Source organism: Pseudoalteromonas sp. J2K-J031 (genome assembly GCF_058197095.2).
Genome location: NZ_CM200279.1, coordinates 179,289 through 194,465, shown reverse-complemented (window position 1 = coordinate 194,465; position 15,177 = coordinate 179,289). Strand labels below are relative to the sequence as shown.

The window sequence follows — 15,177 nt, the reverse complement described above, 5'->3', positions numbered from 1 at the left end:
CAGGTTAAAAATAGTTACTGCACTGCTTTTTCAGCATTTTTCACTAAATCAGCAGCATAATCCATCACGTGGAAAATATAACTTTGCTCATTTGTTCCCGTCACTAAATGCGCACCTGGGCCAGAAGCATAAATCCCCACATCTTCACCTGCATGCGTTTCAGACGACAATGGCACTAACGCTTCTTGGAAAAATCCCGATGCTTGCGTATCGACATCAGTTAAATCAACACGACCTGTCACAATTGGGTGATTATAACCTTGGTCAGCATCCGTTTGAGTGCCTAAGTTTTTATAACCAATTCCATTGGTATAACCCACAGTGGTGTAGGGCATGCCATCAGCCGCTAAACTAGGTGTCTCTTTACCAATTCCAACCACTTTTCCTAAAATTGGATTACCCCGTTTAGGGTAACCTGCAATGGTAAATACATGACTATGGTCGGCAGTCACAATAATTAAGGTATCATCTGAGTCGGTAGCATCTACCGCTGCTTGCACTGCTTTGGCAAACTCAACAGTATCAGTGAGCGCTGCATAAGCATTCCCTGCATGATGGCCATGATCAATGCGCCCTGCTTCGACGGTTAAGAAAAAGCCCTTGTCATTATTATCAAGAATATCGATAGCTTTAGCCGTCATTTCACTCAGTGATGGCTCGCCTGCAATATCGTTTTTACGATCGGCTTCATACTGCATGTGTGATTCATTAAACAAACCAAATAATTTGGTGGTCGTTGCAGGGTTAATTGCATCAAACCCAGCTTGGTCCATCACATAGTGACCCGCTGGATATTGCGTTTTCCATTCAACTGTTAAGTCACGACCATCAGTACGGTCACCTTCAACAGTACTCATTGCATCGGGAGAATTATACGCGATATCTTTTGGTAAAAAGTGACGACGACCACCGCCCATCACCACATCTAAACCATCTACATTTACACCCGCAAAACGTGCTTCTAAGTTCTTTTCAAAGTTAACAAGTTGCGAGGCGATATCTTCACAATTTGCCGCCTCACTGGCAGGCATATCTGAAACATCTTCCCAGTTACGATCTGCCGCCTTAGCATAAACAGACGCTGGCGTTGCATGGGTAATGCGCGCGGTTGAGATAATACCCGTTGATTTACCAGCAAGCTCCGCGAGCTCCGTTGCGGTGACAAGCTCTTGACCTTTGGTTGATAAACAATTGCCACGCGTAGCACCTTCAGCAACACCAATCACGCCCATATCGGTTTTAACACCAGCGATCATCGCAGTCATAGTACCTGCTGAATCAGGGGTTTGTGCATCTACATTGTAAGTTTTAGAAAAACCAGAAAATGGTAATTTATCGAAGCTTAATTGGTGCTCTTCACCCATCATGCCTTTGTATTGACCTGCCAAAATACGCGCAGCGGTCACAGTTGAAATACCCATACCATCACCAACAAACAAAATTACATTTTTTGCTTTACCTGATTCTTTAGCGATTTTTGCCGCCATGTCTTTAGCTTGTAAAACACGGTTTTCACTGTCGCTATACCACTGGTTTGCTGTGGTTGTTGCAACATCCGATGCTGCAAGGCTAGTCAGGGTCGGCGCACACACATGCTCTGTAGCAGTCACTTCGTTTGTCGCTAATACACCGTTTGCATCAGTATCTAATCCCGAATCAATTTTAACACCACCGTTACGGCACACGTCATCGCCCACTGGTAACTGAGTTTGCATAATTAAGCTAGTTAAGCCATTACTACCATTGGCGCCCACTGAGCCATTCATTCCATCTTTACCATCATCACCTGAACAACCAGCCAAAGCGACGGCAATTGCCACTGAAAGAAGCGTTAATTTTTTCATTGTGTTATCCATTATTCTTTAATTAAACCAAGTGACTGATTGATTAAGTGAAAGACCACACTTTGTTCAATCACACCTTGCACTAAATGTGCACCAGGACCCGTTGCATGGAGTGAAATGTCCTCACCTGCGTGCGTTTCAGAACCAAGAGGGATTGTTGCTTCTTGATGAAAGCCAGGTGTTAACGTATCAACAGTGGTTAAATCTTGACGACCAGCCAAAGCTGGTTCGCTATAAGAAGCGTCGGCATCGGTTTGCGCACCTAAATCACGAAAACCTAACCCATTGGCATAACCAAGCGTGGTATAAGGCATCCCATCGGCCGCTAACGATGGGGCTGTTTTGCCAACCGCCACAACTTTACCAAAAATGGGGTTACCACGTTTTGGGTAGCCCGCAATGGTAAATACATGGCTGTGATCAGCCGTAACTAAAATTAAGGTTTCTTCTGGATTGGTTGCATCGATTGCAGCTTGTACTGCTTTACTCAATTCAACCGCATCGGTAAGTGCGTTATAAGCATTACCAGCATGATGACCATGATCGATACGGCCGGACTCAACTGTTAAAAAATAGCCTTTATCGTTGTTGTCTAAAATCTCAATCGCTTTAGTTGTCATCTCGGTGAGCGAAGGCTCGCCTGCGATGTCGTTAGCACGGTCGGCTTCGTATTGCATATGTGATTCATTAAATAACCCAAGCACCTGTGACGTAGTTGAAGAATCAATGGCATCAAACCCTGCCTGATCGATCACATATTTACCTGTTGGATAACGCGTTTGCCACTCTGCAGTTAAATCACGGCCATCAGTCCGATCACCTTCCACAGCACTGACTGCATCAGCACTATTAAACGCCACATCTTTAGGTAAAAAATGACGACGACCGCCCCCCATCACCACATCAATACCATCAACATCAACACCTAAGTAACGTGCTTCTAGGTTTTTTTCAAAATTAACCAGTTGCGAGGCGATATCTTCACAACCTGCACTGACCGCAGCTGCGGGCATATCAGAGACATCTTCCCAGTTACGATCAGCTGATTTGGCATACGTCGCTGCTGGTGTTGCATGAGTAATACGCGCAGTTGAAATAACTCCAGTAGCCAATCCTTTTATTTCAGCAAGTTCCAGTGCCGTTACTAACTCATTACCCGCAACCGTTGCACAATCACCACGCTTAATATCGGCATCAACACCTATCACGCCTGCATCGGTTTTAACGCCTGAAATAATCGCTGTCATCGTCCCTGCAGAATCGGGTGTTTGGGCATCTACATTGTAGGTTTTAACTTGCGCCGAATAAGGAAATTGCTCAAAACTTAAATACCCTTCCTCGCCTGTTTGACCTTTATTTTGCCCCTCTAAAATGCGCGCGGCCGTCAAGGTTGAAATACCCATGCCATCACCGACAAATAAAATCACATTTTTTGCTTTGTTTAATTTTGTGAGGCTTTGTTTTTGGTCTATTTTATTTTGAGCGGTGCTGTACCACGCTGAATTTTTTTGAACATCTGGAAGTACCCCAGCTAAAGCGCTACCCGATACAACCGAAGCAGCCGCTATCGCAAGCGCAAGCTTTTTAACTTTCATGATTAATTTCCCGTGTTTTTATATATAGAATGTGCAAAAGCGGGATTAATGTAGACCTTCTATGTTGCTGTTTTATAAAATTTCGATGACTGAGCGGTTACTCTAAAAGTATGTTTTTATGACAAACACCTTCTTGACCGAGTTTTTTTATCAACAAGCTATTACATCAAGCAGCTAAGTGCGGTATAAGTGCGCTATGAAAACACCAAAACGAATTTTACCGTTAGTTGAAGACGGTTTGGTTGATGAAGTCATCAGCCAATTAATGAGTGGCAAAGAAGCAACAGTGTACGTAGTACGCTGCGGTGAGGCTATTCGCTGCGCAAAGGTTTATAAAGAAGCCGCACAACGCAGTTTCAAACAAGCGGTACAATACCAAGAAGGCCGCAAAGTACGTAATAGTCGCCGAGCAAGAGCGATGGAAAAAGGCTCTAAATTTGGCCGTAAAGAACAAGAAAATGCATGGCAACACCACGAGGTCGATGCGCTTTTTACCCTAGCAAAAGCTGGGGTGCGCGTACCCGAACCTTTTGGTTGCTACGACGGCGTCTTGCTGATGGAACTTGTTACTGACGAAAATGGCGATGTTGCACCACGCTTAAATGATGTGGCCATGTCAGCAGAGCAAGCCATTGAAGATCATGCAGTGATGATCCACTACATTCGTTTAATGCTTTGTGCAGGCATTGTTCACGGTGACTTATCTGAATTTAACGTGCTAGTTGATGAATATGGCCCTGTTATCATAGATTTACCACAAGCCGTTAATGCCTCAGCCAATAACAATGCTGAACGCATGTTTCTTCGCGATGTTCGTAATATGAACCTTTATTATGGTCAATACGCACCAGAGCTCATTGATACTCAATTTGGCGAAGAAATGTGGGGGCTATACGAAGCTGGTGAGCTCACACCTGAAACAGAACTGTTTGGGGTTGTTGAGGCGGTTGAACAAAATGCAGATGTTGATGCAGTACTTGATGAAATCAAAGCGGCGTTTGAACAAATGCAAGAAAACCAAGCGCGAATTCAAGCAGCTGAAGAAGATTAAAAAAGCCCATAAAATGGGCTTTTTTGGTTGCACTAAATTATCAAATCATTGTGATTAATGCGGATGATCAACTGACAGCATCACTTCATGAAAACCAGATGCAATCGGGCTAATATGTAAAGGGATGTTCAAACGTCTTGATATCTCACGAGCAGATATTAAACCGCAAATTTGGTTATCAGTGGTTGATAATACCAATAAAAACATCACTCCTCGTTTTTCCATCGTATGTAACGTATCGCCTATGCTGGCACGGTCCATGTAATGCTGGCTCACCCCATGTGCTTTGCTAATGGGTGTCATCATATCTTCAACGGTTAAATCTTTGCGATTAAGACCTTGTTGATGCGCCAAGCTTAATACCTTAGCTGACTGTAAATCAGCAGCTGTCATCACACCAGCCAACTGGCCTTTATCATTCATCACTAAACTAAACGACGTCGCGGCATTTTTAAGTGCAGTTAATGCATCATCAATGCCCACCATTGCTTTTAAGCGAAGGGGATTATACAGACTAAAATCCGTTACAATATTTTTGACTGGATCTGCAAGCGTTAGCATTGCTTGAACCGGTGGTTGACGTACATCACAGTTATTTAATAATTTTGTATTTAATTCTTTAAACGTATTCATAATTTACTACCTCAAATCGATTTATTGTTTTTTTTGCACGATAAATTAAATCAACTGCGACGGCGGTGCGCGCTGCAGCGCAATGAGGTAAGGATTATTTTGGGTATGACATTGATAGGGTTCGTGATGCTGACAACAACCGCAACAACATGGCAAGTTAAGTGGCTTATTGGCAATTAAGTCTATCAGCTTATCATTTGAATCAAGCGCGATAGGTTTATCATCAAGAGGTGCATTTAACTCAACCGAGGCTTGGCCAAAGACAATGTGAGTTTGACCAAACCAAGCAGATAAACACACAAAACTCATCGCAAAAACAAGTGAAGTTAAGTATTTAATCTGTGTAATACGGTTTGGCATCATAACAACCTTTTACTGAGCGCCTTACCTTATAAATAAGGCAAAATTACCACTTTGACAATAGCTAAATCGATAAAATTAACACCTTATATTTAATTTATATTTAACATATATTTAATTTACATTTTAATTACATGGTAATTTTTATTCTTTTATTGTAAATATTGAAAATATTGAAAATTTTCATAATTTTAGAAACAAAGACAATTTTAGTCATCGTGATGTATACAAAAATCATATATGGTTTGCTTTTCTTGTATTGCCATACGAGTTTTGCAACTTCAATTAAAGTCGTTGCGGAGCACTTACCTCCATACCAAATAACCTATGGCGATCATGTCGAAGGCTTTGCTATTGATGTACTGAATGAATTGGCAGCAATCACAAATACGAAAGTTGATTTAGACGTAGTGCCTTGGGCGCGGGCTTATCACATAGTCACGATTGAAGAAAACACGTTGATTTTATCAATGTCGCGCACAGGTGCGCGAGAAAAGCTGTTTCACTGGGTTGGCACTTTAAGTAACGAGCCTGTTTTTGTTTGGGCACTACAAGAAACCCAAATACAGCACATTCTTTCGCTTACTCAGCTTAAAAATGAGCCTATCGCTGTTGCACAAGAGTCTTATATTGAACAGTTATTAACCCACCAGCATTTTACACAGTTAGAACGCGTAGCAAGCCCAGAACAGTATGTGGGGATGCTTTTTAAGAAAAGGGCTAAATTTATCCTTAGTACTGAAACCGCCCTTCGTTTACAATTAAGCGCCCTTAACCTTAACTTTTCCGATATAAAAAAAGTACTTAAAGCCGATTCTTTCACCGAAAACCTAAGCATTGCGTTTAATTTACAAAGCGACACAAAACTAGTAGCGCGCTATCAAGCCGCATACGCCATGCTGCAAACCTCGGGCAAAATTACCCAATTAAAAGCAAAATGGCGCATTGAACTTGATGAACCGATTAATCACTTTGTAACACCGTAGTTGGGTCAAGCTATGAGGCATTAATGGTAAGCCTGTTTAAAGCTGGCATCATCACTGGCTTGAAGTAACCATTCTTGCACTAATTGAAAATGACCAACTTAAAACAGTCAAAACTCACACCCACCGCTTTATTATCGCTTATGCCACAGTCACTGAAAATATAGTGGATATCCACTTTCGTTTGTGCGCTAAAGTCAGTTACAAAAGATAATAGGTGAATTGACGCCTCAATAGATGATCCGCTGTTCGCGTAAAAAATCGCTGCCCAAAATAGATTTATACCGCATGAATTTCAAGGTATACGTGGACGACAAGCGTCTAATACCAATCACGATAAGTAAGTGATCAAAAATAGCGTAGGAAAAACGTTTGAGAACAAGGTAGATTTTTTCGATAAGTAGTTATTCTACAATCAAAAAATCTAACGAAGTTATCGAGTGTTTTAACAAGCTAGGGTGATCAGTTATTTATTACGATTGGTATAAACCCTCATAAGCATAGATGCACTCTGTGATTGAGCTGAAGGCGTACGGCCAACACCCGATCATATACGGGAGGTATTGAGATTGATTAACTACGAAGCTAATAGCTAAAGGAGCTGATTAGCTCCTTATTTTAAGAATGGGAGACAAAGTAATGACAGCCCTTTATGCAACTGTTGCGATTTGTAAATGAGGAAAGTAATTATGACAACTAACCAAATTCGCCTTCACTTGATAAACACGTTCTAAATTTTGTGTATGCAACACCTGCTCTGGCGAGCCTTCGGCCACAATCTTGCCCTGTTGCATGATATAAATATAATCAGCAAAACTGGCGGCTAACGATAAGTCGTGCAATACAGCCACAACTCCCGCCCCCTGTTGAGCTATTGTTTTAGCTATATTCATCACTTGATACTGATGAAATAAATCTAAACTGGCTGTGGGTTCATCAATCAATAAATACGGTGTGCCAGTCAGTTGCAACCTCGTAGACTCTAACGCTGGTAATAGCTGTAATAACACTCGAGCAAGTTGCACCCGTTGCTGCTCACCTCCTGACAATTGCGTAAAACTACAATCAAGAAGTGGCGCAACATCAACCATACCTACTACTTTTTTAAACATCACTTCGTGCTCTGGTGCAGTCAGCTGTTCAGCAAAAGCAAACCCTCCCATCTCAATGACCTCACGAACTGAAAATGGAAAGTGCATTTCATAACATTGGCTCATCACGGCACGCAATTGCGCCAACTGTGCAAAACTAAACTGTTTTAAGGGCTGATGATTTAAACTTACTCGACCAAACTTAGGCACATAATCGCCCGTCATCGCTTTGAGTGCACTCGACTTGCCCGCTCCATTTGGGCCAATGATCGCTACTAATTGGCCCGCAGTAACAGACATAGATACATGATCTAGAATTGTTTTACCGCCAATGGTGACACTTATATTATCAAGTTTAAGCATGCTAGCCTCGCTGGGGTGAAAATGTTTTAAACAACATTAATAAAAAAAATGGCCCACCAATTGCGCTGGTTAATAACCCTATTGGTAACTCAGCAGGTAAAATTAAGGTACGAGCAAACAAATCAGCCACGCTGAGTAAAATTCCCCCTAATAACATACTCGCTGGCATTAAATAACGATGATCAGGGCCAATCAGTAAACGCACGACATGGGGTACAATAAAACCAACAAAACCAATCACCCCTGTAATTGAAACAGCCGCACCTAAACACAGCGCGGTACATAAAAAGACCTGTTTTTTTAGCTTTACAACATCAAGACCTAAATGTTTCGCTTGTTGCTCACCAAGCAAATACAAATTAAGTGGCAACGAAAATTTCAACAACGCAAGACACGTTAATATAATCACAATCGCAACAGGTGTGATCATTTTCCAGCTATTACCCGCAAGCGACCCCATACTCCAAAAAGTCAAATCGCGCAGCTGTTGATCATTACTAATAAGCGTCAGTAAACCAATTAAAGAACCCACTATAGCGTTAACAGCAATACCTGCTAACAACAGGCTCACAATAGTAAACTCACCACCATGACTGCTGAGTCGATAAATAAAACCACAAACCAATAAAGCACCTAAAAAAGCTCCTACTGGAACAGCATAAATAGCAAATATGTCACTAAAATCGACTAAAAGACTCGAACCTAATACAATAATACTCACAGCGCCCAGCGCAGCCCCGCCTGCAACACCAATTAAACCAGGATCAGCTAATGGGTTTCTAAAAATAGCTTGCATAGCCGCACCACACGCACCAAGCCCAGCCCCAACAATTACGCACAATACAAGTCGCGGTAAACGAATTTGCCAAATCACCGTATCAGCTAAATTATTTTCTTGGTTATAACTGAACACTTTAATCAGTTGCGACCAAGACATTGGAATTGCACCAATCTGCAGCCCAATCAAACTGACTATAACAACTAAGCAGCATAAAAATGGGATAAATAACTGCCGCGGTTTACTCTGGCTTGCCAATAAAGATTGCTCAATCCACATCGTTATAAACTCGCAGATTGTGCCGTTTTGGCATGATTAAATTGATAACCTGGTGGTAATTGGCCATTTAGGTGAAATAAACTGGCTAACTCCACTACAGCTTGTGGCGTACGCGGGCCCATACCCAGTAAGTAACCACCATCAAAAGTATGTACGCGCTGATTTTTTATTGCATTTGAAAATTGAAAGTGTGGCAGCTTTGCCAGTTTATCTGTGTTGTTACTCCCATGCGTACCCATCATGATAATGACATCTGGGTTCAGATTTGCAGCCGATTCGACTGATAACGGTTTCCAGCCATCAAATGTAGCAGTTAGATTAATGCCGCCTGCAGCTGTAATGACTTGGTCCGCACTGGTTCCAGCACCCGCGGCTAGCGGCTGACCACTGCGAGCAGACAATACAAATAAAACCTTAGGAGATTGTTTATTCGGCTTGGCCAAAATAGCCCTTAGTACAGCACGTTGATGGGCTATGTCGGCCAAAATTGCCTCTGATTGAGGCTCTACACCTAACAATTGAGCAACTCTTTTTACTTTCGCTTCAATGTGATTAAAGTCATCTTCTTTAGAAAAAATCACCGTTTTTAATCCCATCTCTTGCAGTTGTTTAAGTGACTTTTCAGGGCCAGTGTCAGCTTCGCCTAATAATAAATCAGGCTGCAAAGCCAAAACCCCCTCAACTCCGATACGCCTCACATAACCAATTTGTGGTTTAGACGTTGCGATGCTAGGGAAAGTGCTGGTGCTATCTAGCCCTACAATTTTATCTTGCTGACCTAGTGCATACACAATCTCAGTGATTGATCCCCCTGATATAACCACACGCTCAACATCAGCATAAGCCGCATAACTAAATAAACTTGCGATACCGAGTAATACTAGTTTTTTGATCATCATTTCACCTTTAGGTTTTCACTCAATCCAACAGATAAAGCCAGAAACATATTGGCTTTGATGTGTGGATTGTACCAAGAATCAAAATAATGTAAATGATAACACTTCTCATTTCTATTATTATTTGGTAGCTTATAAAAGGACTTATAGCAAACAACTTGCTTTATTTAATCTTTCGGAGAGTGTTATGTTGCGTTCAAAACTCGCAATTTGTATTTCCCTATCGCTACTTCCTGCACTGCAAAATGCCCATGCTAGCAGTGCTATCACAACTTTAGACAAAACCACAGTCACCGCAACGCGCACAGAAAAAGCAACACTTGCAACCTCTCAGGCTGTTAATGTTATTGATACAACCGATATTGAACGTAAACTCAGCGGCTCTATTTTTGAGTCACTCGATTTAATCCCCAATACCTCTGGTGATGGTGGGCCATTTAGCAATGGTTATAAGTTTAATATTCGTGGTTTTAGTGATGCTGAAGATGTGATGGTAACACTCGACGGTGCAGTGCAAACCTTCGAAAAATATCGCATGGGCAGCTTGTTTATCGATGCCGAACTCTATCGCAATGTCAGCATCAAGCGTGGCCCAAGCACGGTATTGCATGGCGGTGGGGCGCTTGGTGGCTTAGTGCAATTTGAACTCAAAGAGGCCAATGACTTTTTACGCGATAACCAAACCTTAGGCGCAAAAGTAAAAGTAGGTCACCACAGTAACAACGATCAAAAAAATGCCTCTGTTTTTGCGTACGCCAAACCCATTGAGGAGCTCGACTTACTCTTCGCTTACATCGACCGAAAATCAGATGATTTTGAGCTTTCAAACGATACAACATTAAATAATTCAGCCATTAAAAGTAACTCTTGGCTCGCTAAAGCCAGTTATGATTTTAACGATACTCAGGCGATTTCGTTTAATGCCAGCCAAAGCCAAGATGCACAACGCACTGAATTTAATACTACAGATAAAGGCGCGTGGGGCACAGTTTATCGTGATGTGACACAAACAACCTATAATTTAGAATACTCACACCACAGCCCAAACAATGCATGGGTTGATTTAAAGGTAAAGCTAGGCCAAAGCCAAAGTCATGTTACAGAAAGCGATGCAAGCCCATCGCTTGCTGATTTTATTGGTATTGAATCAGATTACCAATACAACCTTAATACCATCGACATCAGCAATACCTCTCACTTAAACCAGCATGCGCTAACCTATGGTTTGCAATACACCAGCCAAGAACGCATTGGTAATAAAACGGCTCTACCTTGCTTAAAACTCAACCGTGCCACTTATCAATGTGAACAATACGGTGAATCTGCAGCGACCTCACAAATGAGCTCGCAACCAGCCGGTGAGCAAGACCGCTTTGCATTGTATATACAAGATGAATATCAATGGCAGGCCTTCACGTTAACAGCGGGGTTACGCTATGAAAAATATCAATCAACACCCACTTCTGAATTTTTAGCCAAGCTACCAAACAACCATAATGCTGACGTTAATCACGACCACATCGTGCCGGCCGCATCAATTAATTATCAAGTCAGCGATAATTTCAACCTGTTTTACAGCTACCAAGAAGGCTTTCGAGCCCCCCTCATTGATGAGTTGTATGACCGTTATGGTGGGCGTTTACCGAATTTTAAACTTGATATCGAAACCAGTAAAAGTCACGAACTGGGTGCAACTGCCAGCTTAGATCATGTATTAGTTGAACACGATAGCTTACTGACTCGTATCGTGTATTTTGATACCGCTGTGGATGATGAAATCCTCAGTCAAACAAGCCCTATTTCAAATCCGGCTCCTGCTCCACGCTACAACAACATAGGTAATAACGATCGCCACGGTTACGAGTTTGAACTGAGCTACGCCAACAAATTCATGTATAGCAACCTTGTATATGGTGAGGTTTCTGGCAACGACCATAACAACGACCCATTATGGCAATTACCCGCTGATAACTTGGTATTTGATACCGGTTTACTCTTTAATGATGCCTCAGTAGGCATGACCTTTAAACATGTACAAAGTCGCAAGGTAAGGTCATTCAACATGCACACTCGCCAAAGTGAAATTTCTCAACATGATGGTTATACCTTGGTCAACGCTTATGCAAATTGGCATTTTAATCAAAACGTTGAACTAAAGTTAGCGCTCGATAACCTTTTTAATACTGAATATCAAGTGGTTGCAGGTACAGGTGGTGCTATTGGTAATTATGGCGTTGGCCGTAATGCAAAAATACAAATTAGCTATCAATTTTAAGGTAAAATTATGACTTCACTTTTAACCCAATACCATGCCCTACTAGCTGAAACCCCTCAACTTCGAGCCCGCGATGCAGCCATTAAACTTGGGATTTCAGAAGCGCAATTACTCGATATTCAAACTGGCGACACGGTATTTCGTTTGCAACATCGCTTTGCCGACTTGTTGAAAAAATTAAAAAACATTGGCCCAGTGATGGCGCTCACTCGCAATAACGCTGTTGTGCATGAGCTTACAGGTCAGTATGAAAAGCTGTATGTGAATACCCATGGCGATAAAGAAATTGCGATTGCGATTAACCCAGGTGGCATTGATCTGCGCTTATTTTTATACCAATGGCATAGTGGTTATGCACAAATTACCGATAAACACATGAGCTTTCAATTTTTTGACTGCTTTGGTAACGCAGTACAAAAGATTTTTAGCACAAAAGACACTGATTTAAGTGCGTTCCACCAGCTAATTTGTGACTTTAAAACCCCGACACTAGCGCCATTACAACTTGATACTCACGCCAAAGTCGTTGCAACTACAGTAGCTGATGAAGCAGTCGATATTGCTGCATTTAAATCCGATTGGCAGCAATTACAAGATGTACATGACTTTCCAAAAATGCTTGAAAAACACCAAGTATCACGTTTACAGGCGCTTAATTTAGCAGGTTCGCAGTGGGCACAACCCCTATCAACCACAGCGCTCGAAGCAATCATGAATCAAGTGCGTGATGACCAAATTGAAATCATGGTTTTTGTAGGTAACCGCGGCGCGGTGCAAATTTTTTCAGGTTATGTAGAACAATTAAAATGGTTTAAAGGCTGGTTTAACGTGCTCGATAGTGATTTCAACTTACATGTGGATACTGCCCAATTGGCACAAGCATGGTTAGTGCATAAACCAACGGATAAAGGGCAAAATATTATTAGCTCTGTTGAATTTTTTGATGCGCAAGGCGATACCATTTTAACCTTGTTTGGCCGACGAGATGAAGGAAACAGCGTGAACCAAGATTGGCAACAGTTAGTGCGCAACATTGCAATACACCACCCAATTAGCAACACTCAACCACAAGTTGCATAATTCCAACAACCTCAAGCAAAGCCAACTTATTTTTCAATAAGTTGGCTTTTTTTGTTTTTAGGTCTTTTGTATTGGTAACTGCGCGGCTTGCGCGTTTAGCCACTGACTAAATTCACTATCGTATTGCGGGCCCCATTGTTTTACTAAGGCTTGATAGCGGCTGTAAAAGCCTTTGCGCGTCAGGCTGAGCATGATGTCTATTTGATCTCGATGTTGCTCCATCATAAATCGTACCGCTAAATATCCCCAATCATATACACGGTCTGCGCCACCATTTTGCTCATAACTGGTATTAAAAAGTTCGCTCAGTTTATAGGTTTGTTTTGTACCATTTTTAATGGCGCGTGGATTATTTTGCTGATGGGATATGTACTCAGCAACCCCTTCATTCCACCACACTAAATGCGGTAATAACGGTGCAGGCTGCGGGCAATATTCGGGCGCTGAGTGGGAATCATGTAACGAGGCGCAAAAATCACCATACATATTAAAACGGCCATCCAAATAATGAATGTATTCATGGCGTAAATTCCAAATGCCACCGTTACGCTCATAGGCAACAAATTCAGCATGGTTGTCAGCTAAATGCGGCAAGCCCTCTAAATACATACCACCATTGTCACTTGGTACATCAAAATGCTCGGTAACATATTTTACGTACGCATCACGGTCGGCATAAATATTGGCGCGCATATTAGTATTGTTATCGTTCGCTACCGGCTTATTTAACGTATTAAACGTTTGATGAAATAACGCTTCTTGTGCTGCAAGCATGACGCAAGCTTGCTCTATTTGAAACGGTTCAAGTGCTTGTGATCGCAAGGTAATACTTGGGCTACAATCGTGCACTTGGCTTAATACTGCAGCTAAACTGCCCTCCTGAGGAGCGACTACTTGTGGCGCAACTTTAGTTTGGCTACACGCTACAAGCCCTGCAAGCGAAAGGCATAACCCAATCTTTTTTAATCTCATTTTAAATAACTTAAATTGCATACAATATCCACATTTAATCATTGGCTAATTACAAAGTAAAGCCTCACGATTGTTTTGACATTGCAAGGCGTAGCAGTAAGCTCAGGTTTCAATAATAAAAATACAAGGCCACATTATGAGTTTAACTGTTGTGATCACTGGGGCGTCCAAAGGGGTGGGCGCAGCCTGCGCTCACCAATTTGCAGCACAAGGCGCCAATTTAATGCTCGTCGCTCGGGGTTTAACGGCACTTGATGCGCTTGCATGTGATCTTAAGCATCAATACCCACAATGCCAAATTCAAACCTTAAGTGCTGACATTGCACAGCTCGATGATTGTAAAAACATTATTCAGCACACTGTATTGCACTTTGGCCAAGTAAATATTCTGATTAACAACGCAGGTCTTCATCATCGCGGTGAATTTAGTGCACAATCAGCTGAACAAATGGCTGCGATGGTCGATGTGAACTTACGCGCCCCTATTTATTTGTGTGCTTTAGCATTGCCTCACATGCCAAAGCCCGCTACAGCCAACCATCACAACGCCATTGTGATGGTTGGCTCGCTTGCTGGGCGCGCACCACTGCAAGGCGCAGCTACTTACAGTGCCACCAAAGCGGGTTTACGCGCTTTTACGTACGCGTTGCATGATGAGTTAATTCAAAAAAATATTAATGTCGCTGTCGTTTCACCAGGGCCCATCGATACCGCTTTTATCATGGAAGAAATCGATGTGGTTGAAGACATTGTATATTCACAGCCGATGTCGACACCTGAGCAAGTGGCAAAGAATGTATTAACACTTAGCCAAAGCACTCGTACCGAAATCGCCATGCCTTGGTTTAGCGGTAAACTCACCACACTAGGATATTTACTGCCAAGCTTTCGCCGTGCCACACGAGGCCTGCTTTATAAAATAGGCAAGAAAAACAAACAAAAATACCGTAATCGCAGCCATTAACACTCGGTCAATT

The 15,177-nt window shown here is 42.1% G+C and carries 13 protein-coding genes; 5 read left to right on the top strand and 8 right to left on the bottom strand.

Annotated features, from left to right (window positions below; genetic code table 11):
* Positions 1-14 precede the first annotated feature (14 nt).
* The gene (locus AC3KZC_RS00915; RefSeq protein ID WP_490578312.1) at positions 15-1,844 is read right to left on the bottom strand and encodes an alkaline phosphatase; all 1,830 of its coding nucleotides are present in this window, start codon (positions 1,842-1,844) and stop codon (positions 15-17) included.
* 11 nt (positions 1,845-1,855) lie between these two features.
* The gene (locus AC3KZC_RS00910) at positions 1,856-3,439 is read right to left on the bottom strand and encodes an alkaline phosphatase family protein (RefSeq protein ID WP_490578313.1); all 1,584 of its coding nucleotides are present in this window, start codon (positions 3,437-3,439) and stop codon (positions 1,856-1,858) included.
* A 196-nt stretch (positions 3,440-3,635) separates the two neighbouring features.
* Between AC3KZC_RS00910 and AC3KZC_RS00905 the strand changes: the two genes are divergently transcribed.
* Positions 3,636-4,490: a PA4780 family RIO1-like protein kinase gene (locus tag AC3KZC_RS00905; protein ID WP_490578314.1), complete on the top strand. Its 855-nt coding sequence runs from the start codon at positions 3,636-3,638 to the stop codon at positions 4,488-4,490.
* A gap of 54 nt (positions 4,491-4,544) precedes the next feature.
* Here the strand turns inward: AC3KZC_RS00905 and AC3KZC_RS00900 are convergent, their stop codons facing one another.
* Together AC3KZC_RS00900 and AC3KZC_RS00895 are read right to left on the bottom strand one after the other, a co-directional pair.
* Positions 4,545-5,123 carry a CBS domain-containing protein gene (locus tag AC3KZC_RS00900; RefSeq protein ID WP_490578315.1) on the bottom strand — a complete coding sequence of 193 codons (579 nt, stop codon included), beginning with the start codon at positions 5,121-5,123 and terminating at the stop codon, positions 4,545-4,547.
* Positions 5,124-5,168: 45 nt separating this feature from the next.
* Positions 5,169-5,483, bottom strand: a complete 315-nt coding sequence (locus tag AC3KZC_RS00895; protein WP_490578316.1) for a hypothetical protein — start codon at positions 5,481-5,483, stop codon at positions 5,169-5,171.
* Positions 5,484-5,704: 221 nt separating this feature from the next.
* On the opposite strand from AC3KZC_RS00895, the gene AC3KZC_RS00890 reads away from it, so the two are divergent.
* Entirely contained in the window at positions 5,705-6,469 is a 765-nt protein-coding gene (locus AC3KZC_RS00890; protein ID WP_490578317.1) for a substrate-binding periplasmic protein, read from the top strand.
* A 647-nt stretch (positions 6,470-7,116) separates the two neighbouring features.
* On the opposite strand, the gene AC3KZC_RS00885 is transcribed toward AC3KZC_RS00890, so the two are convergent.
* From AC3KZC_RS00885 to AC3KZC_RS00875, 3 genes are read right to left on the bottom strand one after another with little or no spacing between them, the layout of a single operon-like run.
* A complete protein-coding gene (locus AC3KZC_RS00885) occupies positions 7,117-7,920 on the bottom strand; it encodes a heme ABC transporter ATP-binding protein (RefSeq protein WP_490578318.1) in 804 nt (267 codons plus the stop codon).
* A 1-nt stretch (position 7,921) separates the two neighbouring features.
* Positions 7,922-8,977: a FecCD family ABC transporter permease gene (locus tag AC3KZC_RS00880; protein WP_490578319.1), complete on the bottom strand. Its 1,056-nt coding sequence runs from the start codon at positions 8,975-8,977 to the stop codon at positions 7,922-7,924.
* 2 nt (positions 8,978-8,979) lie between these two features.
* Positions 8,980-9,873, bottom strand: a complete 894-nt coding sequence (locus AC3KZC_RS00875; RefSeq protein WP_490578320.1) for a heme/hemin ABC transporter substrate-binding protein — start codon at positions 9,871-9,873, stop codon at positions 8,980-8,982.
* 187 nt (positions 9,874-10,060) lie between these two features.
* Here AC3KZC_RS00875 and AC3KZC_RS00870 point away from each other — a divergent pair, with 187 nt between their 5' ends.
* Together AC3KZC_RS00870 and AC3KZC_RS00865 are read left to right on the top strand one after the other, a co-directional pair.
* On the top strand, positions 10,061-12,148 hold the full coding sequence (locus tag AC3KZC_RS00870; RefSeq protein ID WP_490578321.1) for a TonB-dependent receptor, heme/hemoglobin family: 2,088 nt from the start codon (positions 10,061-10,063) through the stop codon (positions 12,146-12,148).
* Between the two features lie 9 nt (positions 12,149-12,157).
* A complete protein-coding gene (locus tag AC3KZC_RS00865) occupies positions 12,158-13,228 on the top strand; it encodes a hemin-degrading factor (protein ID WP_490578322.1) in 1,071 nt (356 codons plus the stop codon).
* Positions 13,229-13,285: 57 nt separating this feature from the next.
* Here the strand turns inward: AC3KZC_RS00865 and AC3KZC_RS00860 are convergent, their stop codons facing one another.
* A complete protein-coding gene (locus AC3KZC_RS00860) occupies positions 13,286-14,200 on the bottom strand; it encodes a collagenase (RefSeq protein ID WP_490578323.1) in 915 nt (304 codons plus the stop codon).
* A gap of 136 nt (positions 14,201-14,336) precedes the next feature.
* On the opposite strand from AC3KZC_RS00860, the gene AC3KZC_RS00855 reads away from it, so the two are divergent.
* The gene (locus AC3KZC_RS00855; RefSeq protein WP_490578324.1) at positions 14,337-15,164 is read left to right on the top strand and encodes an SDR family NAD(P)-dependent oxidoreductase; all 828 of its coding nucleotides are present in this window, start codon (positions 14,337-14,339) and stop codon (positions 15,162-15,164) included.
* The last annotated feature ends 13 nt before the right edge of the window (positions 15,165-15,177 follow it).

Excerpts from the sequence above, each read along its gene's own strand:
- AC3KZC_RS00865 (WP_490578322.1), top strand. The coding sequence starts at position 12,158 with ATGACTTCACTTTTAACCCAATACCATGCCCTACTAGCTGAAACCCCT.
- AC3KZC_RS00870 (WP_490578321.1), top strand. The coding sequence starts at position 10,061 with ATGTTGCGTTCAAAACTCGCAATTTGTATTTCCCTATCGCTACTTCCT.
- AC3KZC_RS00900 (WP_490578315.1), bottom strand. The coding sequence starts at position 5,123 with ATGAATACGTTTAAAGAATTAAATACAAAATTATTAAATAACTGTGAT.
- AC3KZC_RS00905 (WP_490578314.1), top strand. The coding sequence starts at position 3,636 with ATGAAAACACCAAAACGAATTTTACCGTTAGTTGAAGACGGTTTGGTT.
- AC3KZC_RS00875 (WP_490578320.1), bottom strand. The coding sequence starts at position 9,873 with ATGATCAAAAAACTAGTATTACTCGGTATCGCAAGTTTATTTAGTTAT.
- AC3KZC_RS00860 (WP_490578323.1), bottom strand. The coding sequence starts at position 14,200 with ATGAGATTAAAAAAGATTGGGTTATGCCTTTCGCTTGCAGGGCTTGTA.
- AC3KZC_RS00890 (WP_490578317.1), top strand. The coding sequence starts at position 5,705 with ATGTATACAAAAATCATATATGGTTTGCTTTTCTTGTATTGCCATACG.
- AC3KZC_RS00895 (WP_490578316.1), bottom strand. The coding sequence starts at position 5,483 with ATGCCAAACCGTATTACACAGATTAAATACTTAACTTCACTTGTTTTT.
- AC3KZC_RS00885 (WP_490578318.1), bottom strand. The coding sequence starts at position 7,920 with ATGCTTAAACTTGATAATATAAGTGTCACCATTGGCGGTAAAACAATT.
- AC3KZC_RS00915 (WP_490578312.1), bottom strand. The coding sequence starts at position 1,844 with ATGAAAAAATTAACGCTTCTTTCAGTGGCAATTGCCGTCGCTTTGGCT.
- AC3KZC_RS00880 (WP_490578319.1), bottom strand. The coding sequence starts at position 8,977 with ATGTGGATTGAGCAATCTTTATTGGCAAGCCAGAGTAAACCGCGGCAG.
- AC3KZC_RS00855 (WP_490578324.1), top strand. The coding sequence starts at position 14,337 with ATGAGTTTAACTGTTGTGATCACTGGGGCGTCCAAAGGGGTGGGCGCA.
- AC3KZC_RS00910 (WP_490578313.1), bottom strand. The coding sequence starts at position 3,439 with ATGAAAGTTAAAAAGCTTGCGCTTGCGATAGCGGCTGCTTCGGTTGTA.